The 23780-nt window shown below is 69.9% G+C and carries 22 protein-coding genes and 1 pseudogene; 7 read left to right on the forward strand and 16 right to left on the reverse strand.

Annotated elements, in window-relative coordinates; all coding sequences use genetic code 11:
• Positions 1 to 3 precede the first annotated feature (3 nt).
• The gene (locus tag IFU30_RS18025) at positions 4 to 1611 is read right to left on the reverse strand and encodes a carboxyl transferase domain-containing protein (RefSeq protein WP_342450894.1); all 1608 of its coding nucleotides are present in this window, start codon (positions 1609 to 1611) and stop codon (positions 4 to 6) included.
• Between the two features lie 105 nt (positions 1612 to 1716).
• On the opposite strand from IFU30_RS18025, the gene IFU30_RS18030 reads away from it, so the two are divergent.
• Entirely contained in the window at positions 1717 to 2349 is a 633-nt protein-coding gene (locus tag IFU30_RS18030) for a TetR/AcrR family transcriptional regulator (RefSeq protein WP_192006573.1), read from the forward strand.
• A 15-nt stretch (positions 2350 to 2364) separates the two neighbouring features.
• On the opposite strand, the gene IFU30_RS18035 is transcribed toward IFU30_RS18030, so the two are convergent.
• The 6 genes from IFU30_RS18035 to IFU30_RS18060 form a co-directional block, all read right to left on the reverse strand.
• On the reverse strand, positions 2365 to 2742 hold the full coding sequence (locus tag IFU30_RS18035; RefSeq protein WP_192006575.1) for a VOC family protein: 378 nt from the start codon (positions 2740 to 2742) through the stop codon (positions 2365 to 2367).
• Between the two features lie 118 nt (positions 2743 to 2860).
• Complete coding sequence (locus tag IFU30_RS18040; protein ID WP_192006576.1) at positions 2861 to 4204, reverse strand: dihydrolipoamide acetyltransferase family protein; 1344 nt, start codon at positions 4202 to 4204, stop codon at positions 2861 to 2863.
• Positions 4201 to 5247, reverse strand: coding sequence for an alpha-ketoacid dehydrogenase subunit beta (locus IFU30_RS18045; RefSeq protein ID WP_192006578.1), 1047 nt, complete (start codon positions 5245 to 5247; stop codon positions 4201 to 4203). The genes IFU30_RS18040 and IFU30_RS18045 overlap by 4 nt, the downstream gene beginning before the upstream one ends.
• Positions 5244 to 6392: a pyruvate dehydrogenase (acetyl-transferring) E1 component subunit alpha gene (gene pdhA, locus IFU30_RS18050; protein ID WP_192006580.1), complete on the reverse strand. Its 1149-nt coding sequence runs from the start codon at positions 6390 to 6392 to the stop codon at positions 5244 to 5246. The genes IFU30_RS18045 and pdhA overlap by 4 nt, the downstream gene beginning before the upstream one ends.
• Before the next feature lie 255 nt (positions 6393 to 6647).
• The gene (locus IFU30_RS18055; protein WP_192006582.1) at positions 6648 to 8939 is read right to left on the reverse strand and encodes a polyribonucleotide nucleotidyltransferase; all 2292 of its coding nucleotides are present in this window, start codon (positions 8937 to 8939) and stop codon (positions 6648 to 6650) included.
• 301 nt (positions 8940 to 9240) lie between these two features.
• The gene (locus tag IFU30_RS18060; RefSeq protein WP_192006584.1) at positions 9241 to 10323 is read right to left on the reverse strand and encodes an FUSC family protein; all 1083 of its coding nucleotides are present in this window, start codon (positions 10321 to 10323) and stop codon (positions 9241 to 9243) included.
• A 117-nt stretch (positions 10324 to 10440) separates the two neighbouring features.
• On the opposite strand from IFU30_RS18060, the gene IFU30_RS18065 reads away from it, so the two are divergent.
• Positions 10441 to 11553 carry an acyltransferase family protein gene (locus IFU30_RS18065; RefSeq protein WP_249404923.1) on the forward strand — a complete coding sequence of 371 codons (1113 nt, stop codon included), beginning with the start codon at positions 10441 to 10443 and terminating at the stop codon, positions 11551 to 11553.
• Here IFU30_RS18065 and IFU30_RS18070 read toward each other — a convergent pair.
• Positions 11543 to 12463 carry an NADP-dependent oxidoreductase gene (locus IFU30_RS18070; protein ID WP_192006585.1) on the reverse strand — a complete coding sequence of 307 codons (921 nt, stop codon included), beginning with the start codon at positions 12461 to 12463 and terminating at the stop codon, positions 11543 to 11545. The two genes, IFU30_RS18065 and IFU30_RS18070, sit on opposite strands and share 11 nt — an antisense overlap.
• Before the next feature lie 117 nt (positions 12464 to 12580).
• Between IFU30_RS18070 and IFU30_RS18075 the strand changes: the two are divergent.
• A pseudogene (locus tag IFU30_RS18075) lies at positions 12581 to 13066 on the forward strand (DedA family protein); the annotation flags it as partial.
• 144 nt (positions 13067 to 13210) lie between these two features.
• On the opposite strand, the gene IFU30_RS18080 reads toward IFU30_RS18075, so the two are convergent.
• The 5 genes from IFU30_RS18080 to IFU30_RS18100 all read right to left on the reverse strand — a co-directional run bounded on the left by IFU30_RS18080 (position 13211) and on the right by IFU30_RS18100 (position 18045).
• Positions 13211 to 14698 (reverse strand): amino acid permease, encoded by a 1488-nt coding sequence (locus IFU30_RS18080; protein WP_071262327.1) that lies wholly within the window; start codon positions 14696 to 14698, stop codon positions 13211 to 13213.
• A gap of 248 nt (positions 14699 to 14946) precedes the next feature.
• Entirely contained in the window at positions 14947 to 15216 is a 270-nt protein-coding gene (gene rpsO, locus IFU30_RS18085; RefSeq protein ID WP_056012204.1) for a 30S ribosomal protein S15, read from the reverse strand.
• A gap of 102 nt (positions 15217 to 15318) precedes the next feature.
• Complete coding sequence (locus IFU30_RS18090) at positions 15319 to 16107, reverse strand: hypothetical protein (RefSeq protein ID WP_192006587.1); 789 nt, start codon at positions 16105 to 16107, stop codon at positions 15319 to 15321.
• Positions 16108 to 16255: 148 nt separating this feature from the next.
• Positions 16256 to 16885, reverse strand: coding sequence for an FMN reductase (locus tag IFU30_RS18095; protein WP_138944621.1), 630 nt, complete (start codon positions 16883 to 16885; stop codon positions 16256 to 16258).
• On the reverse strand, positions 16882 to 18045 hold the full coding sequence (locus IFU30_RS18100; RefSeq protein ID WP_192006589.1) for an LLM class flavin-dependent oxidoreductase: 1164 nt from the start codon (positions 18043 to 18045) through the stop codon (positions 16882 to 16884). Before IFU30_RS18100 ends, IFU30_RS18095 begins: the two co-directional genes overlap by 4 nt.
• A gap of 151 nt (positions 18046 to 18196) precedes the next feature.
• On the opposite strand from IFU30_RS18100, the gene IFU30_RS18105 reads away from it, so the two are divergent.
• Together IFU30_RS18105 and IFU30_RS18110 are read left to right on the forward strand one after the other, a co-directional pair.
• The gene (locus tag IFU30_RS18105; RefSeq protein WP_249404924.1) at positions 18197 to 19306 is read left to right on the forward strand and encodes a M4 family metallopeptidase; all 1110 of its coding nucleotides are present in this window, start codon (positions 18197 to 18199) and stop codon (positions 19304 to 19306) included.
• Between the two features lie 41 nt (positions 19307 to 19347).
• The gene (locus IFU30_RS18110; RefSeq protein ID WP_064294474.1) at positions 19348 to 19620 is read left to right on the forward strand and encodes a protealysin inhibitor emfourin; all 273 of its coding nucleotides are present in this window, start codon (positions 19348 to 19350) and stop codon (positions 19618 to 19620) included.
• Positions 19621 to 19653: 33 nt separating this feature from the next.
• Here IFU30_RS18110 and IFU30_RS18115 read toward each other — a convergent pair whose 3' ends face one another.
• Positions 19654 to 20694 carry an LLM class flavin-dependent oxidoreductase gene (locus IFU30_RS18115; protein ID WP_192006591.1) on the reverse strand — a complete coding sequence of 347 codons (1041 nt, stop codon included), beginning with the start codon at positions 20692 to 20694 and terminating at the stop codon, positions 19654 to 19656.
• A 168-nt stretch (positions 20695 to 20862) separates the two neighbouring features.
• On the opposite strand from IFU30_RS18115, the gene IFU30_RS18120 reads away from it, so the two are divergent.
• Complete coding sequence (locus tag IFU30_RS18120) at positions 20863 to 21495, forward strand: hypothetical protein (protein WP_192006593.1); 633 nt, start codon at positions 20863 to 20865, stop codon at positions 21493 to 21495.
• Between the two features lie 36 nt (positions 21496 to 21531).
• Here IFU30_RS18120 and IFU30_RS18125 read toward each other — a convergent pair whose 3' ends face one another.
• Together IFU30_RS18125 and IFU30_RS18130 are read right to left on the reverse strand one after the other, a co-directional pair.
• A complete protein-coding gene (locus IFU30_RS18125) occupies positions 21532 to 21813 on the reverse strand; it encodes a YdeI/OmpD-associated family protein (protein WP_137243255.1) in 282 nt (93 codons plus the stop codon).
• Between the two features lie 84 nt (positions 21814 to 21897).
• Positions 21898 to 22329 carry a pyrimidine dimer DNA glycosylase/endonuclease V gene (locus IFU30_RS18130; protein WP_064294478.1) on the reverse strand — a complete coding sequence of 144 codons (432 nt, stop codon included), beginning with the start codon at positions 22327 to 22329 and terminating at the stop codon, positions 21898 to 21900.
• A 132-nt stretch (positions 22330 to 22461) separates the two neighbouring features.
• On the opposite strand from IFU30_RS18130, the gene IFU30_RS18135 reads away from it, so the two are divergent.
• Positions 22462 to 23778 carry an MFS transporter gene (locus tag IFU30_RS18135; RefSeq protein WP_192006594.1) on the forward strand — a complete coding sequence of 439 codons (1317 nt, stop codon included), beginning with the start codon at positions 22462 to 22464 and terminating at the stop codon, positions 23776 to 23778.
• Positions 23779 to 23780: the final 2 nt, after the last annotated feature.

The following is a 23780-nucleotide window of genomic DNA, read 5'->3' on the forward strand; positions in this document are numbered from 1 at the left end:
CCGTCACATCCTGAAGAGGCCGAAGCCGGGTTCTGGCAGGGGCGCGCGGGAGCACACCTCGAGCGCGAGTCCGAGGACCGTGCGGGTCTGGGCGGGATCGATGATGCCGTCGTCCCAGAGCCGCGCGGTCGAGTAGTACGGGTTGCCCTGCTCCTCGAAGTCGGCGAGGATCGGCGCCCGGAAGTCATCCTCCGCCTGGGCGGTCCACACCTCACCGCGAGCCTCGAGCTGGTCGCGCTTGACGGTCGCGAGGACACTCGCCGCCTGTTGTCCCCCCATGACGGAGATGCGCGCGCCCGGCCACATCCAGAGGAACCGGGGATCGTAGGCGCGGCCGCACATGGAGTAGTTGCCGGCGCCGAACGAACCACCGATCACGACCGTCAGCTTCGGCACCCGGGTGGTCGCGACCGCGGTGACCATCTTCGCGCCGTGCTTGGCGATGCCTCCGGCCTCGGCGTCACTGCCGACCATGAAGCCCGAGATGTTCTGGAGGAACAGCAACGGGATGCCGCGCTGGTCGGCGAGCTCGATGAAGTGAGCGCCCTTCAGGGCCGACTCGCTGAAGAGCACGCCGTTGTTCGCGATGATGCCGACGGGGTGCCCGTGCAGCCTCGCGAACCCGGTCACGAGGGTGTCGCCGTACTCGCGTTTGAACTCCGAGAAGTCACTGCCGTCGACGAGCCGCGCGATCACCTCACGGACGTCGTAGGCCGTCTGCAGCTCCGCCGGCACGACGCCGTACAGCTCTGCCTCCGGGACGACCGGCGGCACACTGGGACGCACCTCCCACGCGCGCGGGTGGGGCGCCGGCAGCGTCGCGACCGCATCCCGGAGGATGTCGAGCGCGTGCGCGTCGTCGTCGGCGAGGTGGTCCGTGACCCCCGACACCTGGGCGTGGAGGTCGCCGCCGCCGAGTTGCTCCGGCGTCACGACCTCGCCGATCGCGGCCTTCACGAGCGGTGGACCGCCCAGGAAGATCGTGCCCTGACCGCGGACGATCACGTTCTCGTCGCTCATGGCGGGGACGTACGCGCCTCCGGCGGTGCAGGACCCGAGTACGGCGGCGAGTTGCGGGATGCCGGCCGCCGACATCCTGGCCTGGTTGAAGAAGATCCGACCGAAGTGGTCCCGATCCGGGAAGACTTCGTCCTGCGTCGGGAGGTTCGCTCCCCCGGAGTCGACGAGGTACAGGCAGGGCAGCCGGTTCGCGGCCGCGATCTCCTGGGCCCGGAGGTGCTTCTTCACCGTCATCGGGAAGTACGAGCCACCCTTCGCGGTCGCGTCGTTCGACACGACGAGCACGTGTCGTCCGTGGACGAGGCCGATCCCAGCGATGACCCCGGCGCCGGGAGTCGCGTCGTCGTACATGCCGTGCGCGGCCAAGGGCGCGATCTCGAGAAAGGGGCTCCCCTCGTCGAGCAGACGGTCGACCCGATCGCGCGGCAGCAGCTTCCCCCGGGCGACATGCCGCGCCCGCGACGCCTCCGGTCCGCCCAGGGCCGCGGTCGCCATCGTCTGCTCGAGCACCGTCACGAGCTCCCGCTGCGCCGCCTCCTGCTCGCGGAATCGGGCTGAGGTGGGATCGGCACCGCTCGTGAGGGTGGGCACTCGGGCTCCTGTCGTCGTCGACCGTGAGTGCATTCAGTTACTCACCACTCACTGAAAGTGAGGTTACAGTTCATTAACTGAAAAAGTCCACCCCGAGGAGATCCGATGACCGGTCGTGACACACCGTCCCCGAACCCGCCGCACCTCGGGCGCTCGGAGGCGAAAGCGGCACGTCGCTCGGCTCTCCTGCGGTCAGCAGCCGGACTGTTCGCCGAGCGCGGCTTCGCCGGGGTGTCGATGGAGGACCTCGGAACGGCCGTCGGCATGAGCGGACCCGCCGTCTACCGCCACTTCCCGAGCAAACAGGCCGTCCTCGCGGCACTCCTCGTCGGCGTCAGTCAGGATCTGCTGGACGGCGGGACCCGCGAGGTCGAGCAGGCTCCAGACAGCGATCGGGCACTGCGTTCACTGGTCACCTTCCACGTGGCCTTCGCCCTCGACGACCCCGACGTGATCCGCATCCAGGACCACGACCTCGACAGCCTGGCACCGGACGACCGCCGCGCGGTCCGCACCCTCCAGCGGCGGTACGTCGAGCGGTGGGTGGACGTCCTCACGACGCTGCATCCCACGATCCCCGCGACGGAACTGCGGGTCCGCGCGCTCGCGGGCTTCGGACTGATCAACTCCACGTCCCACAGCACCTCCCTCGGCAGGAACGAGGCCGGGACACCCGACCGCGAAGCGGTGCGTTCGACGCTCGAGCGGATGGCACTGGCCGCCCTGCTCGCCGCGTGAGGACGCGGGACAGGGTCAGTCGACGAGCACGGACAGGACGTTCCCCGCTGGATCGGTGAACCACGCGATGTCCGGGCCGTTCCCGCGCATGATCCCCTTCGCATCCGTCGGCAGGACGTCGTCGGGGTAGAGCTTCGTCACCACACCGCGGGCCTGCAGCTCGTCGACCGCCGTATCGATGTCGTCGACCACGAGGTTCAGCACGGTGAACGAGGCTGGTGTGTGGTCAGGCTTCGCGTAGACGAGCACCGACCCGCCGGCGGGCAGCGCCACGTCCAGGAATCCCATGGCGTTGTCGGTGACCGTGAGACCGAGGACGTCGCGGTAGAACGCCCTCGCCGCGTCGATGTCGTCGACCGAGAACCCGCTGAAGACATCCGTGTAGGTGACCATGAGCCGCTCCTTTGCTGATTCCCGATGCGTACACGATGCACGATGCCACGTCGCGGCCGTCGCGTCCAGGCCCGAACGACCGCCGGGGCCGGCGAGCGCGAGGGCCTGGACTCGACGATCACACCATCGTCAGGACCATCGCCGGATCGGAGAGCATCGTCCCGAGGTCGACGAGGAAACGGGACCCCTGCGCTCCGTCGATGAGCCGATGGTCGAACGACAGCGACAGCGTCACGACGTGTCGCAGCGCGACCTGCCCCTCGAACTCCCACGGCTGGCGACGGACGGCACCGAGCGCGATGATCGCCGCCTCACCGGGGTTCAGGATGGGCGTCCCCGCATCGACGCCGAAGACGCCGACGTTGGAGATCGTGATCGTCCCCCCTCGCAGTTCCGCCGGAGCGGTGCGTCCCTCGCGGGCCGTGCGCACGAGGTCCGCCACGGCGTCCGCGAGTTCGAACAGGCTGAGCTCCTCGGCCCGTGCGATGTTCGGGACGAGGAGTCCCCGCGGCGTCGCTGCGGCGATCCCGAGTCCGACGTGCCCGTACTCGACGATCTCCCCGGCAGCCTCGTCCCAACTCGCGTTGACCGCGGGAGTACGTCTGACGGCGATGCACACCGCTTTGGCGAGGACGGTCAGGATGTTGACCCGGTGGTCCCCGGTCCGAGGCGAGCGGGCGAGCGCGGCCAGCAGCGACATCGTCGGCGTCACGTCGACCGTCAGGAACTCCGTGACGTGGGGAGCCGTGAACGCGCTGCTCACCATCGCCTCGGCGGTCCGACGCCTGACCCCCGTGATCGGCCGACGCACCGACCCGTCGGCCGCCGTGGACGTCGCCTCTGGGGTCCCGGCCGGTGCCGCTGCCGCTCCGCGAGCACGCTCCGGCAGCTGCCCACTCAGGCCGGTCGCAGCGCGCTCGACCTCCTCACGCGCGATCCGACCACCGACGCCGGTGCCGACGAGCGTTCCGAGGTCGACGCCCAGATCACGGGCGAGTCGCCGGACCGGCGGTGTCGCGCGGGGCCGAGAACGCTCCGGCACCGGGGCGGTGTGCGCCGGGGCAGGTGTGTCATCGCCGGCGGACCGGGCACGGCGCCGTGGCCGTTCACCGCTCGCCGTGCGAGGACCGTAGCCGACGAGGACCGGCTCGCGGTCCGCGGCCCCACTCGGACGGTCGACCTCCGCTCGGTCGGCCTCGGGGACCGACGGGGGCGGAGCGGTCTCACCATCGGGGGCGAAGTCGACGAGCGCCTCGCCGACGAGGACCGTCGTCCCCGGTTCGACGTGGAGCCTCGTGACCACGCCGGCGGTCGGCGCGGGCAGTTCGACGAGCGCCTTCGCGGTCTCGACCTCGGCGATCACCTGGTTGAGCTCGACGTGGTCGCCGACGGCGACGCGCCAGGACACGAGTTCGCTCTCGGTCAGACCTTCACCGAGATCGGGCAGGGAGAACCGCTTCATCGCCGTCCCTCCCCACCGGTCACAGGCCGGGCATCGGCCCTGCCCACAGCGGAGGCCGAGGACCGACGCCCCAGTGCGCGATCCACCCCGTCCAGGATCCGGTCGAGGTCCGGGAGAAAGTGGTCCTCGAGCGCCGACGCGGGATAGGGGGTGTCGAACCCCGTCACCCGCACCGGGGCCTCTTCGAGAAGGTCGAAGCAGCGTTCGGTGATCGAGGCCGCCAGCTCGGCTCCGACCCCTCCGGAGCGTTGCGCCTCGTGCGTGATGACGAGTCGCCCGGTCTTCTCGACCGAGGCGGCGACCGCGTCGACGTCCAAGGGCGCGAGGGATCGGAGGTCGATCACCTCCAGGTCGACACCCTCGTCGGCCGCGGCCTCCGCAGCCTCGAGCGCCGTCTGGACGAGCGGACCGTAGGCGACCAGCGTCGCGTCCGTGCCGGCGCGAACGGTCCGCGCACGGGTGAACGCGAGCGGATCGGCGGGGAGGTCGTCGAGGACCTCACCCTTCGTCCAGTACCGCCGCTTCGGTTCGAAGAACAGCACCGGGTCGTCGCACGCGATCGCCTGACGGATCATGGTGTGCGCGTCCTGGGGGTCCGAGCACGTCACCACGCGCAGTCCCGCCGTGTGCGCGAAGTACGCCTCCGGGGACTCGGAATGGTGCTCGACGGCGCCGATGCCTCCGCCGTACGGCACGCGGATGGTGACCGGCATGCGCACGGCGCCCTTCGTCCGGTAGTGCAGCTTCGCCAACTGCGCGACGATCTGGTCGAAGCCCGGATAGATGAACCCGTCGAACTGGATCTCGCACACCGGGCGGAAGCCTCGGAACGCCAGACCGATCGCCGCTCCGATGATCGCCGACTCCGCCAGCGGCATGTCGACGACGCGATCGGCGCCGAACTCCGCCTGGAGGCCGTCGGTCACCCGGAACACCCCACCGAGCCTGCCGATGTCCTCGCCGAGCAACAGGACCCGGTCGTCATCGGCGAGGGCGTGGTGCAGTCCGGTGTTGATCGCCTTGCTGAGGGTGAGCGCGGTCATCTGGCACCGCCGTCGAACATCGCGAGGTACGAGCGGTACTCCTCGCGTTGCCGTTCGAGCCCGGGGTGGGCGGTGGCGTAGACCTCGTCGAAGAGCGAGAACGGGTCAGGTGCGGGCAAGGCGAGGCACCCCGCACGGACCCGGGCGGCAGCCGAGTCGGCGACAGACGCGACGTGGGCTCGGGCCGTCTCGTCGAGGACCCCCTCGGACTCCAGCAGACGCTCGAGACGGGCGATCGGATCCTTTGCACGCCACGACGCGACCTCGCTCTCGTCCCGGTACCGCGTCGGATCGTCCGAGGTGGTGTGCGGCCCCATGCGGTAGGTGACGGCCTCGATGAAGGTCGGCCCACCACCGGAACGTGCGCGGTCGACGGCGATCCGCATCGCCGCCGTCACGGCGAGCACGTCGTTGCCGTCGACCCGCATGCTCGGCACCCCGAAGCCCGGTGCCCGGTCCGCGATGGGGCGCTGGGCCTGCAGCCCGACGGGCTCGGAGATCGCGTACTGGTTGTTCTGGCAGAAGAAGACCACGGGTGCCTGGAAGCTCGCGGCCAGCACCAGCGCCTCGTTCACGTCGCCCTGACTCGTCGCCCCGTCGCCGAAATAGGCCACGGCCACCGCGTCGGACCCGTCGCGCTGACAGCCCATCGCATAGCCCGTCGCATGGAGCGTCTGGGCACCGATGATGACCGCCGGCGTCGCCATGCCGACCGCGAACGGATCCCAGCCCGACAGCGCGGTCCCCCGCCACATCGCCATCAGTTGGTCGAGTTCGACGCCCCGGCAGTAGGCGACGGCCTGTTCGCGGTAGCTCGTGAACACGAAGTCCCCGCGCCGCAGGACCCGCGCCGACCCCACCTGGGCGGCCTCCTGCCCGAGCGACGGCGGCCACAGACCGATCTCGCCCTGCCGTTGCAGAGCCGTCGCCTCCGTGTCGATGCGACGCGTGACGACCATGTCCTCGTAGAGCGCGAGCAGCTCCGCGTGACCGAGGTCGGCGACGAAGAGATCGTAGAGGGCGTCCTCCTGACGGACGCCGTCCGGATCGAGGAGCTGGACGCACCCGTGGTCGACCGGGACCGGTTCGCGTGCATCACCGCCCCGCTCGTCGGAATCCTGCGGGAATTGGGTGTGAGTCTCCATCGACACGATGCACGCCGCCTTGAGTTCGGTGACCTCACGGCGGTGCCTCGTGAGCGATGCCGTGCCCTCGCGTCATCGCGAGGTGGTCCGAGGCTACGCCGGATCACCCTGGCGCTCAACCGTCGACACTCCGCGCAACGGCGAACGCCCGCCCCGCAGAGGCGGGACGGGCGTTCGGGTGCAGCTTAAGGCTTAGCCTTCGGCCGGGGCCTGCTCTGGAGTCGCCTCCCGAGCAAACGACCGTTCGACCGAGATTTAGCCTTCGGCCGGGGCCTCGGGGCCTTCGCTGGCAGCGTCGCTGCCGTGCGTGTCGGCCTCATCGGCGACGACCGGAGCGAGCGAGAGCTTGCCGCGGTCGTCGATCTTCGTGATCTCGACGAGGATCTTCTGGCCGACGCCGAGCACGTCTTCGACGTTCTCCACACGCTTGCCACCGGCGAGCTTGCGGACCTCGGAGATGTGCAGCAGGCCGTCCTTGCCCGGGAGCAGCGAGACGAACGCGCCGAACGCGGCGATCTTGACGACGGTTCCGAGGAACTGCTCGCCGACCTCCGGGTTGGTGGGGTTCGCGATCGCGTTGACCTGGGCGCGAGCGGCCTCGGCCGACGGACCGTCGACGGCGCCGATGTAGACGGTGCCGTCCTCCTCGATGGAGATGTCGGCGCCGGTCTCGTCCTGGATCGAGTTGATCGTCTTGCCCTTCGGGCCGATCAACTCGCCGATCTTGTCGACGGGGATCTGGACGCTGATGACGCGAGGCGCGGTCGGCGCCATCTCGTCGGGAGCGTCGATCGCCGCGTTCAGCACGGAGAGGATCGTCGTGCGGGCGTCCTTGGCCTGCTGGAGCGCACCGGTCAGGACCGAGGTCGGGATGCCGTCGAGCTTCGTGTCGAGCTGGATGGCCGTGACGAACTCGGAGGTACCGGCGACCTTGAAGTCCATGTCGCCCAGGGCGTCTTCGGCGCCGAGGATGTCGGTGAGCGCCGCGTAGCGGGTCTCACCGTCGACGACGTCGGAGATGAGGCCCATGGCGATACCGGCGACGGGTGCGCGGAGCGGCACACCGGCGTTCAGCAGCGACAGGGTCGAGGCGCAGACGGAGCCCATCGAGGTCGAACCGTTGGACCCGAGGGCCTCGGAGACCTGACGGATCGCGTAGGGGAACTCCTCGCGGCTCGGCAGCACCGGCACGAGTGCGCGCTCGGCGAGGAAGCCGTGCCCGATCTCGCGACGCTTCGGCGAGCCGACCCGGCCGGTCTCACCGGTCGAGTAGGGCGGGAAGTTGTAGTGGTGCAGGTAGCGCTTCTTCGTGACGGGCGACAGCGAGTCGATCTGCTGCTCCATCTTGAGCATGTTCAGCGTGGTGACACCCAGGATCTGGGTCTCGCCGCGCTGGAAGATCGCGGAACCGTGGACGCGCGGGATGACCTGCACCTCGGCGTCGAGCGGACGGATGTCGGTCAGGCCACGGCCGTCGATGCGGATGCCCTCGCGGAGGACACGGCCGCGCATGACGACCTTCGAGACGGACTTGTACGCCGCCGAGAACTGGGTGAGCACCTCGGCGTCGAGCGAACCGGCCTCGACGCGCTCGGTGATCTCCGCCTTGACGCGGTCCTTGAGGGCGTCGTCGGCGTTCTGGCGCTCGATCTTGTCGGCGATCTGGTAGACGTTCACCAGTTCGTCGTGTGCGAGACCGGCGACGGCGTCGTAGCTCTCCTGCGTGTACGGGAGGAACACGGGGTAGGCCGCGATCTCCTTGGCCGCCTGAGCGGCGAGTTCGCTCTGCGCCTTGGCGAGCTGCTTGAGGAACGGCTTGGAGGCCTCGAGACCGGCCGCGACGACCGCCTCGTCGGGCTTCGTGGCGCCGCCCTTGATGAGGTTCCAGCTGTTCTCGGTGGCTTCCGCCTCGACCATCATGATCGCGACGTCTTCGTTGCCGTTGGCGTCGGTCACGATGCGACCGGCGACGATGATGTCGAAGACTGCTTCCTCGAGCTGGTCGACCTTCGGGAAGGCGACCCACTGGTCGGCCTCGCCGGCCTGGCCGGGGATCAGCGCAAGACGGACGGCGCCGATCGGACCGGAGAACGGCAGACCCGAGATCTGGGTGGACATCGACGCCGCGTTGATCGCGAGGGCGTCGTAGAACTCACCCGGAGCGATCGAGAGGACGGTGATGACGATCTGGACCTCGTTGCGGAGGCCGGTGACGAACGACGGGCGCAGCGGCCGGTCGATGAGGCGGCAGACGAGGATCGCCTCGGTCGAGGGGCGGCCCTCACGACGGAAGAACGAACCGGGGATCTTGCCGGCGGCGTAGGAGCGCTCCTCGACGTCCACCGTGAGGGGGAAGAAGTCGAAGTTGTCCTTGGGGTGCTTTCCGGCCGAGGTGGCCGAGAGGAGCATGGTCTCCTCGTCGAGGTACGCGGCGATCGCGCCCTGTGCCTGCTGCGCGAGGCGGCCGGCTTCGAACCGGACCGTGCGCTTGCCGAACTTGCCGTTGTCGAGAACGGCCTCGGCGAACTTGATTTCTGGACCTTCCACAGGTCTCTCCTTCGTACGTGTGCGCTCCCGTCGAGTGACGGGCCGCGCGTCCCGAATGGACGCGCCGTCGAGCGCGGTCGTGCATGATGCAGCGCGCAACACAGCCGCAGTACTTGCTCAAGCCGCCCGGTCTTCCGGGACTTGGCTGGCCACCAGTAGAACACCACCCGCGGATCGCGAGGGATACACCACCGAGGACCAGCTTCCTGTCGGCTGGCTGTGCGCGGAGCGGACCATCACGGTCCGCCGTCGGTCAGCCTAGCAGAGGGGGGTTCGGCGATCCCCGGAACGACACGGATCCTCAGGTGATGGGCGGGGTGCCAGGGGCGTCCGGAGACGCCGCGCGCCGGTGGTCGCGTCCCCAGGACACGAGCAGAAGGAGCATTGCGACGGCCGCTCCGAGGAGGGTGTCGAGCACGCGCTCCCCCACGATCGCGAGCACCGGCTGCGTCGACGAGGACGTGCTGATGATGAGCACGAGCGGCGTGATGAAGACGAGCGCCAACGCGTAGTGCCGGATGACGACGAGCTCGATCGTGAACTGCAGGGCGGCCAGCACGAGCGCGAGGATGTAGCCGTGCGGCTGGAGCGAGGCCACGGCGAGGAAGATCCCGGCGCCGACGACCGTCCCGAGCACGCGGTGCACGCCGCGTGTCGCGCTCAGGGTGCGCGAATGCCCGACGCTGAGGATCGCGACGGCGGACCCCGCGATCCAGTACCCGTGACCGAGGCCGAGGACCGCTCCGAGGATCGCACTGATCGCGAGCGCGACCGTGAGGCGGGTCGCGATCCGGCGGTCGGTCGCGCTCAGCCGGTACTCGGGGAACAGCACGCGCATCGGCGTCGGCTTCCCCGCGCCGCGGCGGACCGCCGGCACGAGCAACGGCGCGACGACCACCAGCGAGGCGAAGGCGGAACCGGCCGCCACGAGCAGGATGACCAGTCCGCCGTCGAGCCCGGCGCCGCCGATCGGGACGGGCGCGGTCAGGTGGCCGGCGATGCCGAACACGAGGATGAAGAACAGCGCGCCCGGAGGGCCGAGGACGATGCCCTGCACCAGCCAGATCACCACCGACCCGACGACGATGAGGCCGATCGCGGTCAGCGGCCGTGAACCCGACATCGCGACACCCAGCGCCCCGGCCGTGACGAGTCCTGCTCCGATGAGCGGCAGCACCCGCAGTCGGTCCCGGCGGCTGAGGGGCGCGCAGTAGAGCGCGGTGAACGCCCCGAGGCCGGTGAGCAGGCCGAGCGGCGTGAGTCCGAAGAACGTCGCGACCGCGACCGGCACGGCCATCGCGATGGCCGCGGTCAGGGCGGCGGGCCAACGTTTCGGCGACGGCGCGAAGCTGATCAGCGAGGTCTTCAGACCGCGTTCAGCCATCCGGTCCTCCGCTCTCGTGCAACCATCCAACGCTACGCCATCTTGAGCCCGGCGCCCGGGCCCCGCCGTCGCGCGGGCCCTCCCGGGCTACGCTGGTGCGGACCCCAGGAGGTGACGTTGACGCATCCCGCGCCGGCAGCCGCTCGCCCGAAGCAGCGCGTCCCGTTCTGGGACAACGCCCGTTTCGCGTGCATCACGCTCGTGGTCATGGGCCACGCGATCCAGCGACTGACCTCCGAGTCCGATCCCGCGCTCGTCGTGTACCTGTTCCTCTACGCCTTCCACATGCCGGCGTTCGCGATCATCAGCGGGTACTTCTCGAAGTCGGCCCCTCCCGGACGACGACAGATGCGTCGGGTGATCACGGACATCCTCCTGCCCTACCTGATCATGGAGGGGATCTGGTCCCTCGTGCAGTTCCTCGTCGAGGGCAAAAGCGCGTTCAACCCGACCCAACCGTCGTGGACCCTCTGGTTCCTCCTCGCGCTCGGCATCTTCCGCCTCGTCCTGCCCTATCTCGCGCTCCTGCGCTGGCCACTGCTCTGGAGCGTGGTGATCTCGATCGGCGTCGGCTACCTGGACAACGTCGACAGCACGTTCTCGCTCTCGCGCGCACTCGGGATCCTCCCATTCTTCGTGCTCGGGTGGCAGATCAACCGGTGGCGGCTCGTGGACCGCTGGCGCCTCGTCCGCACGAGGGCCTGGTGGATCCGGATCGCCGCCGCCGTCGTCCTCATCGCTTGGGCGGTCGTCCTCGTCGTCGGGATCGACCTGTGGCGGCGCATCGACCTGCGCTACTGGTTCTTCTACGACCGGGGGTACACCGCGCTCGGCAACGAGGACGGGACGGGCGGCCTGGTGCGACTCGCGGCGATCCTGCTGGCCGTCGTCCTCACCGCGGCGTTCTTCGTGCTCGTCCCCCGCGGCCAGTCGTGGATCACCCGGTACGGACAGTCGACGATGTACGTCTACCTGCTGCACTCCTTCGTGCTCTACCCGCTGCGCGAATCGGGCGTCCTCACTGACACGGGCAACCCGGACCTCGTGCTCGTCGGTCTGCTGGTGCTGTCGGTCCTGATCGTCGTCGTGCTGTCCAGCGGACCCGTGCGCCGCATCACGAGACCGCTCATCGAACCCCGCGCGGCGTTCATCTTCAGTCGCAAGCGGGCCTTCGACCCGGAGCCCCCTCGAAGCGACCCGACCGGGTCGCGCCGCGACGTCACGAGGTGACGAGGACGACCTTCCCGCGGACGTGACCGTCGATGAGGTGACGGTAGGCGTCGACGACCCGCTCGATGGGCCACACGCTGTCGATGGGGAGGACGATCTCACCCCGCGCGATCGACTCGCCGAGCGCTGCCAGCTCGTCGAGCGTCGCGTCCTGTCCGCCGACGCCGCGGAACCCGTGCTCGGCGGCGAAGGGTCGGTCCGCGATCGTGTTGACCCGCTCCGGCGCGACGCCGAGGTCGCGCGCCAGCTCGAGGGTCGGCCGGCCGTGCGTGTCGATGACGGCGGTGATCCCGCCAGGGGCCGCCTCGAGGACACGCTCGCGCAGGCCGTCGCCGTACTGGACGGGGATGATGCCGAGACCGCGGAGGAACTCCTGGTTGGCCGCACCGGCGGTGCCGAGCACGACCGCGCCGGTCCGTCTGGCGAGCTGCGCCGCGAGCACGCCGACCCCGCCGGCCGCAGCACTCACGAGCACCGTGTCCGGCTGCTGGACGCCGACGGCGGCCACCGATGCGATCGCCGCGCGTCCCGCGATGTCGAGGGCACCTGCCTGCTCGATGGTGAGCCCGTCCGGCACGTGATGGAGGATGCCGGCCGGAGCGATGAGGAAGTCCGCCTGCGCGTGGAACCGGTGTCCGCCGTAGACGTGGTCGCCGGTCGCGAATCCCTGGACGCCGCTCCCCACGCCGTCCACCACCCCGGCGAAGTCGTTGCCGTTCCCGCTCGGGACGTCCCGGCCGAAGGAGGCGAGCGCTTCGGGTGATGCCGCGAGCTTGTGGTCGACGGGGTTGAGGCCTGCGACGCGGACACGGACGCGGACCTCGTCGTGGCCGGGCACCGGGATGTCGCCCTCGACGAGGTGGAACACCTCGGGGCCACCGAACCGGTCGAACCGCACGAACCTCGCCATGATGCCTCCTCCGCCGGCTTCCGCCGACCTCCATGCTCACACGCTTCCCGGGCGAGGACCACCCTGCCCGCAGGGGACGTCACGCGCCGTTCACCCGGCCGAGCGAGAATCGCGGACATGGCATGGGTCGATGAGCTGCAGACGGCGATCACGGCGTGGTTGCTCGAGATCGCCGCGTCAGGCTGGGTGTTCCCGGCACTGTACCTGCTGACGGTCGCCGACGCGTTCCTGGTCGTCCTGCCGAGCGAGACCGCAGTGACGGCGCTCGGCGCGATCGCGGCGTCGAGCGGCTCGCCGGACCTCGCCCTCCTCATCGGCGTGGCCTGGGCGGGCGCCGTGACCGGCGACGTGTCCTGCTACCTCCTCGGACGACGGATCGGGACCACACGGTTCGCCTGGATGCGGCGCCCGCGGGTCGCGGGCGCGATCGGACGTGCGGGCGTCGCACTCGAGCGCCGCGCCGCTGCAGCCATCCTCACCGCGCGCTACATCCCGTTCGCGCGCATCGCGGTCAACCTCGTCGCCGGGGCGAGTGGCCTCCGCCCCCGTCGGTACCTTCCGATCACCGTCCTCGCAGGGCTCGCCTGGGCACTGTGGAACGTGGGCGTCGGAGCCGTCGTCGGCCGGTTCCTCCCGGATCAGCCGGTACTCGCGACCGCCGTCTCGATCGTCGTCGCCGTCGGCCTGGGCGTGACCGTCGACCGGATCAGCGCGGCCCTGGCCGCACGACGGCGACGGACGCAGGCCTCACTCGACGAGCTCGCCCCGCGCCTTCTTGCCGACGATGGAGTGCCGCCGGCTGTAGGCGAAGTAGATGATGAAGCCGAGCGCCAGCCAGACGAGGAACCGCACCCAGGTGAGCGTCGTCAGGTTGAGCATGAGCCAGACGCAGAGCACCGCTGAGAGGATCGGGAGGAACGGCGACCACGGGACGCGGAACGCGCGTGGCAGCTTCGGGTACTTCTTCCGCAGGACGATCACGGCGATGCTGACGAGCACGAACGCGGAGAGCGTGCCGATGTTGATCATCTCCTCGAGGATGCCCACGTCGGTCAGGCCGGCGATCAGCGCGACGAGCGCGCCGACGATGAGCTGCACCCGCACGGGTGTCTTGCGCTTCTCGGAGGTGACACTGAGTGAGCGCGGGAGCAGGCCGTCGCGGCTCATGGCGAAGACCACGCGGGCGAGGCCGAGCAGGAGCACCATGATGACGGTCGTCAGGCCGGCGAGGATGCCGATCGAGATCACCTGCGCCGCCCAGTCCGCGCCGACCGCGATGAACGCCGTCGCGAGTGAGGGGTCCTCAGCCTCGGCGAGCGTCGTGTACGGCACCATGCCGGTGAGGACGAGGCTCACGCCGACGTAGAGGACGGTCACGATGGCGAGGCCACCGAAGATGCCGCGTGGCAGGTTGCGCTGCGGGTTCTTGACCTCTTCCGCGCTCGTGGCGACGACGTCGAACCCGATGAAGGCGAAGAAGACGAGTGAGGCACCGGCGAGCAGACCGAAGACGCCGTACTGCGCGGGCGCGGCCCCCGTCATGAAGGAGAACAGCGACTGCGACCAGGCGTCGGACGCCCCGCCCTTCGTCGGGACCTCGTCGGGGATGAACGGCGTGTAGTTCGCCGCCTTGACGAAGAAGGCGCCGACGACGATGACGAAGATGACGATCGCGACCTTGATGATCGTGAAGACGCTCGCGACACGCGAGGACAGCTTCGTCCCGAGGACGAGCAGGGTCGTGAAGATCGCGACGATGACGAACGCGCCCCAGCTGACCTTGAGCCCGAAGACGTCGAGCTCGCTCGGCACGTCCCAGCCCCAGAGCAGGAAGACGTTGCTGAGGTAGATGCCCCAGTACTTGGCGATGACGGCGGCCGCCGTGAGCATCTCCAGGATGAGGTCCCATCCGATGATCCACGCGAGGAGCTCACCGAGGGTGGCGTAGGTGAAGGTGTAGGCGGAGCCGGCGACGGGCACGGTGGAGGCGAACTCCGCGTAGCACATGATGGCGAGGGCACAGGTAACGGCCGCGAGGATGAACGCGAGCGACACGGACGGGCCCGCGTAGTTGCCCGCGGCCTTGGCGCCCACGGAGAAGATGCCGGCGCCGACCGCGACCGCGACACCCATGATCATGAGGTCCCAGGTGCCGAGGGTGCGCTTCAGACTGCGCCCTTCGACGCTGGAATCCGCGAGGGAGTCCTCGATGCTCTTCGTCCGCCAGATGCTCATGGTGCTCCTTGCCGTGGTGCGGTACCTCGCGGCCTCGCTCGAAGCCGACTCTCGACCTTGCCAGATGAGCAGGCTGAGGTCGAGTCGCAGATGGGATGTTCCCCAGCTGCCGGGTTCCTGGTACAACACGAACGGGCCGCCATCCCGGAGGATGACGGCCCGTCACGAAGAAGCTCGCCGTGTCAGCGCCCTTCGACAGACTCAGGGACCGTGGGTCTCGTGAGCTGGCGGAGGGTTCAGAGTGCTGCCTAGCGGCGGAGTCCGAGGCGCTCGATCAGCGAGCGGTAGCGCTCGATGTCGACGGCCTGGAGGTAGCCGAGGAGGCGGCGACGCTGTCCGACCAGGAGCAGCAGGCCACGACGCGAGTGGTGGTCGTGCTTGTGCTCCTTGAGGTGCTCGGTGAGGTCCTTGATGCGGCGGGTCATGACCGCCACCTGGACCTCGGGGGATCCGGTGTCACCTGGGTGGGTTGCGTACTCTTCGATGATCGCCTTCTTACGGTCTCCTTCAAGCGCCATAGTGGTGATCCCCTCTCTGTTCGTTGCGCGGTGCCCGTCGCCTGATGCGTGGGCTCTCTTGATCCGCGGCCGTTCGACGGCAACCTTGTGATTCTAGCAGGTTCAGAGCGTGGGAGGTTCGCGGTGCGTCGAGCGCCGCTTCGCGTTGGCCCGTTCCTCCGCTTCGCTGGCTGCAACCCGGCGTCGGCGACGCAGCACGAGGATGAGGGCGAGCGCGATGAGGTCCAGGATCAGGAAGGCGAGGAGCAGCCAGACCCAGAGCGGCGGTCCGGCACCGGCGTTCGGCGCGGGCTCCGCTGCCGCCTCCGCAGCCTCGGCCGTCGTCGTGGAGTCGTAGACGAGCCGAACCGGGTCGCCGAGCGTGGCCCCGCCGTCGGCGTTCGTCGACACGAGGGCGAGGGTGATGTCGTACTCCCCTGCGTCCGCACCGCGCAGCCACTGGGTCATGTTGATCCTGGTGGACCATCCGCCGTCGCTCCCGATCTCGACCGGCTGACCGTCGAAGCGGAACTCGGTCGCCCCCGTCCCGCCGGTGGACTGCAGGTCGCACGACGCGTCGTCGGCCGTGGAGCTGCTGAAGCAGGCCTTCGCGGAGTCGTAGAGGTCGATCGAGCGCCAGTAGGACAGCACGACGTCGGCGCCCGTGTCGGCGGTGCCGGTGACGTCGAATCCGCTCACCTGCTCGCCGTCCAGGGTGTAGTCGACGCGGTAGACAGTATCGCCGTCGGTCGGGCTCTCGATTGTGCCGGTGCCGGCCGCCGACGCGGGAGCGGATGCGGCGAGGGGCAGGACGAGGGATCCGGCGCCGATCGACACCGCCACCACGGCGAGCGCCGCGGCACGAGCGGCACGCTGCAGCAGCGAACCGAGTCGACGCGCTCCGGGGATCACCTGGCCACCACTCCCTCCGGCGACGCCGGACGGCGACGCACGCCACCAGTATCCCAAAGACCGGGGCGCTGAGCCTGGGAACGACGGAGGCGGGAACCGCACCCGGCGATCCCCGCCCGCATCGGGGCGATCGGACGGAGACGTCCGATCAGGCCCCGAGACCGCCGAGCAGCTCGGAGAACGGGCGATCGAGCGCGAACGGGTCGTCCAGGCGCCCGGAACGGTCCGAGGCCGCCACGAGTGCGCTCAACTCGCCGGCCGCGCGGTCGATCCGCGCCGGCAGGGCGCTGACCTGCGCGTCGCCCGACCCCCAGTCCTCGGAGGCCGCGAACACGGCGGTCGGCACGGTCACCGCCCGCAGATAGGCGAACAAAGGACGCACGGCGTATTCGAGGGCGAGCGAGTGCCTGGCCGACCCACCCGTCGCACCGAGGACGACGGGCACCCCGGTCAGGGCGGTCGGCTCCACCACGTCGAAGAACGACTTGAACAAACCGGAGTAGCTGGAGGAGAAGATCGGCGTCACCGCGATCACGCCGTCGGCGGCGGTCATGGCTTCGATCGCCTCGGACAACCGTGGACTGGGGAACCCGGTCAGCAGGTTGTTCGTGATGTCCTGCGCGAGGTCGCGCAGCTCGATCGACGTCGTCCGGGCCTCGTACCCGTCCTGCTCGAGGCGCGCCACGGTGGCGTCGCGGAGGCGGTCGGCGAGGAGACGCGTCGACGACGGCTGGCTGAGACCGGCCGACACGACGGCGAGCGTGCGCTTCGCGGTCATCGGTTCGCCCCGACCGCCGCCGCGCCGAACGCCGAACCGGATGCGACCCGGCTCGTCTCGACCACACCGGAGCGCGAAGCGAGTTCCGCCTCAGCGGCCGCGACCATCGACGCGTGCGTCGGCGCCTCCGGCACGTCGGCCGGACGATCCTTCGCGAACTCCTTGCGCAGCACCGGCACGACCTCGCCACCGAGGATCTCGAGCTGGTCGAGCACCGTCGCGAGCGGGAGCCCGGCGTGATCCATGAGGAACAGCTGACGCTGGTAGTCGCCGAAGGTCTCGCGCATCCCGGCGTACCGGTCGATGACCTGCTGCGGGCTGCCGACGGTGAGCGGCGTCTGCTCGGTGAAGTCCTCGAGCGTCGGCCCGTGACCATACACGGGGGCGTTGTCGAAGTACGGCCGGAACTGGGCGACGGCGTCCTGCGAGTTCTTCGCCATGAACGCCTGACCGCCGAGTCCGACGATCGCCTGCGCGGCCGTGCCGTGTCCGTAGTGCTCGAACCGCTGACGGTACAGCTGGATGAGGCGCATGTAGTGCTCCTTCGGCCAGAAGATGTTGTTCGCGAAGAAGCCGTCGCCGTAGTAGGCCGCCTGCTCGGCGATCTCGGGGCTCCGGATGGAGCCGTGCCACACGAAGGGTGGCACACCGTCGAGCGGTCGCGGCGTGGACTGGAAGCCCTGCAGCGGGGTGCGGAACTGGCCCTGCCAGTCGACGTAGTCCTCGCGCCAGAGGCGGTGGAGCAACGCGTAGTTCTCGATCGCGAGGTTGATACCCTCGCGGATGTCCTTGCCGAACCAGGGGTAGACGGGCCCCGTGTTGCCGCGGCCCATGATGAGGTCGACCCGGCCGCCGGCCAGGTGCTGCAGCATGGCGTAGTCCTCGGCGATCTTCACCGGGTCGTTCGTGGTGATGAGCGTCGTGCTCGTCGAGAGGATGAGGTCCGTGGTCTTCGCCGCGATGTAGCCGAGCATGGTCGTGGGACTCGACGGGACGAAGGGCGGGTTGTGGTGCTCGCCGGTCGCGAAGACGTCGAGACCGACCTCCTCAGCCTTCACAGCGATCGCGACCATCGCCTCGATGCGCTCGTGCTCGGTGGGCGTGATCCCGGTGGTCGGGTCGGTGGTGACATCCCCCACCGTGAAGATTCCGAATTGCATCATGCGCTCCCACTCGTTCTTTCATGCGTTTGCATGGATATTCAGGACAACGGCGTTCACGCCCGCGCTATTCCCGGCCCGTTCGGCATCCTGTCCACAGCGCGCCGCGCGAGCCGTACGCCGTGTCGGCGGGCTATGGCAGGATCACCGCATGAACGGCTCACCGAACCCTTCGTCCAGCATGCCGACACCGGCCCCTCGGCACGTGTGCGGCATCGTCCCACCCTGGTTGCTCGAGCGCATCGCCGAACTCGACGCTCCGCAGCTGGCGCGTGCCGCCAGTGCCGCGCGGTACTCGCTGCTCGCCACGCGACCATACCGCTTCCCCGAGCCAGGGTCGGAGCGGGCCACTGATCCCGTGCGTAGCGCCACGGCCGGCAAGCGTCCGGTCGGCACCCCGGAGCGCAGCATCCACGACGCCCGGCGGACCGAGACCCTCCCGGGCACGCTCGTCCGATCGGAGGGTGAGCCCGCCACCACCGACGCCGCGGTCTCCGCCGCCTACGACGGCCTCGGAGACACCCACGCCCTCTTCGCCGAGGCGTTCGCACGCGACTCCATCGACGGCCGCGGGCTGCCCTTGCTCGCCACGGTGCACTACGGCGACGACTACGACAACGCGTTCTGGAACGGCGAGCAGATGGTCTTCGGCGACGGCGACGGCGAAGTCTTCCGCAGCTTCACGAGCTCCTTGAGCGTCATCGGCCACGAGCTGGCCCACGGCGTGACGCAGTACACGGCGAACCTCCTCTACGAGGGGCAGCCCGGAGCGCTCAACGAACACGTGTCCGACGTCTTCGGCGCCCTCGTCGAACAGCACGCGCGCGGCCAGGACGCGGCATCGGCGTCCTGGCTCATCGGCGAAGGGCTCTTCACGGACGAGGTCGAGGGCAACGCACTGCGTTCCATGCTCGCCCCGGGTACCGCCTACGACGACGACGTCCTCGGCAAGGACCCGCAGCCGGCGCACTTCGACGACTACATCGAGACGACCGACGACAACGGAGGCGTCCACCTCAACTCCGGCATCCCCAACCGGGCGTTCGCGACGCTCGCCGTCGCCCTCGGCGGAAACGCCTGGGAGCGTGCGGGGCTCATCTGGTACGACACCATCGTCGGCGGCCTGTCGGAGCGCGCCGACTTCGCGACCTTCGCCGCGGCGACGATCGCTGCGGCCGCCGCCAGGTTCGGTGTGGACTCGGAGGAGCACACCGCGGTCGGGCAGGCGTGGGCGCTCGTCGGTATCGAACCGTCCGCCTGAGCGTCGTGGCAGCGCCCGGGCTCGCGGAGTAGCATCGCGGCATGAAGGTCACGGTGACGAGGAGCGGCGGTGTAGCCGGTCTCACCCGACGCTGGGAGGTCGTCGTCGACGAGCAGCCCGACGTCGACCGGTGGATCGTCCTGCTCGACCGCCTCCCGTGGGACGACACCCCACAAGGGCCACCGGTCCCGGATCGGTACGTCTACCGCATCAGATGCGCGCCCAAGGAGGCCACCCTCGGCGAGCAGCAGCTCACCGGTCCCTGGCAGGAACTCGTCGAACGGGTGCGCGCCGTCCAGCCGCCACGCGACTGACGATTCTTCGCCAGTCGCGCGACGCCGACGGCGTCAGTGCTGCGGGAAGCGCTCCGCCAGCAGTTCGATCGTCCGCTCACGTGCGGGTGCCGAGTTCGACGATGTGCCCTCCCGTGCCGACCCGACGGGCGACACCATGACCTCGTCGACACCGAAGCGGTCGGCGAGACCCTGCAGCTCCGCCGCAGCCTGGTCGGCGTCGCCGATGATCCAGGCAGCGCGCATCTGCTCGACGAAACCGAGCTCGAGATCGCTCTGCTCGGTCGCGGCGGCCTCTTCGACGGTCGCGATGGGTCCGAGCGGCTTGCCGGAACGCAGTCTCGCCATCTGCTGCAGGTTGGGGAGCGCCAACGCTTCCGCCTCGGCGGCCGTGTCGGCGACCACGGCGTTCGCGGTCAGGAAGGTGCGAGGCGCGTCGAGATGTGCGGACGGCTGGAAACTCGACCGGTAGAGCTCGAGGGCCCGAGCCGTCCCCTGGCCGGAGAAGTGATGCGCGAAGACGTAGGGCAGTCCGAGTGCTGCGGCGAGCGCCGCCGAGTAGTCGCTCGAACCGAGCAACCACACGTCCGGCACACTGCCTGCCTTCGGCGTTCCCCGCAGGGCGTACTCCTCGCCGGAGGTCATCCGCACGCTCGCACCGTCGACGCCGAGGAGGGCGACGATGTCCTGCACGTTGTTCGGGAACCGGTCGACGTCGCTCGTGTTGCCGGACTGGCGGAGCACGGCGGAGATGACGGGGTCGCTGCCCGGTGCCCGGCCGAGGCCGAGGTCGATGCGACCGGGCGCGGAGGCCTCGAGGAGCGCGAACTGCTCGGCGACGACGAGCGGCGCGTGGTTCGGGAGCATCACGCCGCCGGAGCCGACCCGGATCCGCTGCGTGGCGGCGGCCAGGATGCCGATGACGACCGCGGGGTTCGTCGATGCGACGGACGGCATGTTGTGGTGCTCGGCCACCCAATACCGGTGGTACCCCAGCTCGTCGGCGCGCTTCGCCAGGGCGATCGTCGCTGCGAGGGCAGCCGCGGTGTCCTGGTCGGTGCGGACGGGGATGAGATCCAGTATCGAGAGTCGCATGGTCACCTTTCGTCGCGCTGCCGAACGGCGACAGACGCATCAGGGTGCAGCGCTCGGGCGGCCTGACATATTCCGCCTCGGTCACCGCAGTGGATTCCCAGGGCGATCCAAGCCGGATGCCACACCTGACGCGTACGCTGGACGCCCGCGACCATGAAGGAGCACAGCATGGGATTCCTCGATCGACTGCTCGGACGCCCCGACTCCGATGGACCTGTCCAGGGGACGGGCGGCGCGAGCCCGGCCTCGGCCCCCGCACGGACGGAGGACGAGATCGCCGTCGAACGCTACCGCTACCTCCTGCGGACCGCGCCGCCGGAGACCATCGAACAGGTCCACCAAGAGGCCTTCACGAAGCTCACCCCCGAGCAGCGGGGCATCCTGTACCGACAGCTGTCGGAGGACGCCCCGACCGGTGAGGCACCGGCAGACGACTCCCCCAAGGCCCTCGCGCGTTCGGCCACCCGGGCCGAAGTGCGGCAGCCCGGGACCCTCGAGCGCACCCTCGGTCCGCAGGGCGGCGGGATGAGCTTCGGCAGCATGCTGGCGAGCTCCATGCTCGGCACCATCGCCGGTGTCGTGGTCGGTTCGGCCATCGCGCAGGCGTTCATTCCGGAAACCGTCGGAACCGATGCCGCAGCCGATGCCGGCGCCGATCAGGGTGGTGCCGAAGCCGAAGCCGGGGCCGGAGACGGCGCGGCGACCGACACCTCCGCCGACGGCGGCGGCTGGGGTGACGGTGGATTCGGCGACGTCGGTGGCGGCGGCGACTTCGGTGGCGGCGGCGACTTCGGGTTCTGAGCCCTGCCGACGCCCGGGCGCGGCGTCATGCGTCCGTCAGCGCCGCTGACCACCCGCGGTGCGCGCAGGAGCGGCCGTCCGGAGCTCCACGGCCCGCTGGGCGAGCAACTCGATGACCGCTTCGATCCGTGCATCCCGGTGCGCGTCGTCGGATCGCTCCACCCACGTCGCGAGTTCCCGCTGTGCGCTGTTCGGCAGGCCGCGGAAGAACGACAATCGACCGGCGTCGTCGATCGCCTCCTCGAGGTCCGGCCGCAGCCGCACCACCGTGCCGGTCGCCGAGAGCGGCGCGGCTCCCACATCAGCGTGTCTGCCCATGCCGCAACGGTAGTGGGTCAGGCGGCAACCGTCGAGCAGCTCGGTCCTGACCGACCTCGGCCGGGTCTTCGGGCCGTCAGGCCCTCAGGCGAGTTCCCACGAGGCGACGCCACCGCCGACGACGACGAACACCGGGTGCGGCTGCGGTCGCCAGACCTTCGCCCATCGGGACGCGACGTCCGGGCTGCGTCCGAGCAGGTGCCGCCGCAGATTGCCCCATTCGTAGTCGAGCTGGCCGTCGGTCACGACGAGGGGGTCCCGGAGGACGCCGGAGGCGACGACCCGCGCGCGGTCGAAGACGATGTCGCGCTCCTGCGCCTCGTCGGCGACACCGTTGAGATAGGCCGCGATCGCCTCCAACGGTTCGTCGGCCTCGAGGAAGCGCTGGAGCTGCGGGTGTGCACGGAGGCTCGATCCTGGCTCCTGCAGGACCCGCTGGGCGATCAGCCCTTCACGCCAGGACGACGTCAACGCTTGGGCGTCGAAGTACCGGGGATGGATCGACCAGAGACGCATGTCTCCATCCTGCCCGAGGGCACTGACAACCGACTCCGGGCAGCCCCTGCCCCTCGCCGCCGAGCCCTGCCGCGACGCGCGTAGGCTGAGGTGCATGTCTGAGCGCGCCACATCCCGTCACCCGATGCCCCGGTGAGCGCTGCACCCGGATCCGGTCGGCGCGGGCTCCTCGTCGATCTGAGTCCACTCCGGGAGAGTCCCGCCTTCGCCCGCCTGTGGATCGGCGGGGCGATCACCGGGATCGGCGGCCAGATGACCATCGTCGCCGTCGGCCTCCAGGTCTACGACCTCACCGCGTCGACGTTCGCGGTCTCGCTCGTGGGCGTCATCGCCCTCATCCCGATGATCTGCTTCGGGCTCTACGGGGGCATGCTCGCGGACGCGTTCGACCGACGCACGGTCGCCCTGACGGCCGCCGTGGTCACGTGGGTGTCCACGGCGATCATCGCGGTGCTCGCCTGGAGCGGTTCGGAGCTGGTCTGGCCCCTGTACCTCCTCACGACGATCAACGCCGTGTCGACGACCGTCGTCGGGACGACGCGGCAGGCGATCCTCCCCCGACTGCTGCCGGCCCGCCTCCTACCGTCCGCCGCGGCGTTGTCCGGCATCGCCGCGGGGGTCATGGTGACGGTCGGACCAGCACTCGCCGGCGTCCTCGTGGCCGGCGTCGGATTCCGCTGGACCTACACGATCGACGTCGTGCTGTTCGTCGCCGCCTTCCTCGGGATCGCGTCGCTGCCGAAGATCCTGCCCGAAGGCGGCGTCAGTCGACTTCCGGGCCTCACGAGCCTGGTCGACGGCTGGACCTTCCTCCGGACGGCCCCCAACGTCCGGATGACGTTCATCGTCGACATCGTCGCGATGACGTTCGGCAACCCGCGGGTGCTCTATCCCGCCGTCGGCACCCTGTTGCTCGGCGGCGGCGCGATCACCGTCGGGGTCCTGACCGCGGCCGGCGCGGTCGGCACCCTCCTGTCGAGCCTCGTCTCCGGACGACTCGGCCGGATCGACCGCCAGGGCCGCGCCATCGAGCGGGCCATCATCGTCTACGGGCTCGCCATCGCCTGCTTCGGCGCGGTCCTCGCGTGGGTCACGTTCTCCGGAACGGCGACGCACGATGCCGCCGACGCGAACCTCCCCGCCATCGTGATCGCGGCGATCGCCCTCGCCGTCGCCGGAGCGGCCGACAACATCAGTTCGATCTTCCGGATGACGATCCTCCAGGCGGCCGTGCCCGATGCCGTGCGGGGCCGGTTGCAGGGCGTCTTCACCGTCGTCGTGACCGGTGGACCCCGCGTCGGCGACCTCTACATCGGCCTCGCGGCTTCGGCCTTCGCGCTCTGGGTACCGGCGCTCGCCGGCGGACTCCTGGTCGTCGTCCTCGTCTGGACGCTCGTCCGCGTCCAGGGGGCCTTCCGCCGCTACGACGCCCGGACGCCGACGCCGTAGCG

This window comes from Plantibacter sp. CFBP 8798 (assembly GCF_014841195.1).
Lineage (GTDB): Bacteria > Actinomycetota > Actinomycetes > Actinomycetales > Microbacteriaceae > Plantibacter > Plantibacter auratus.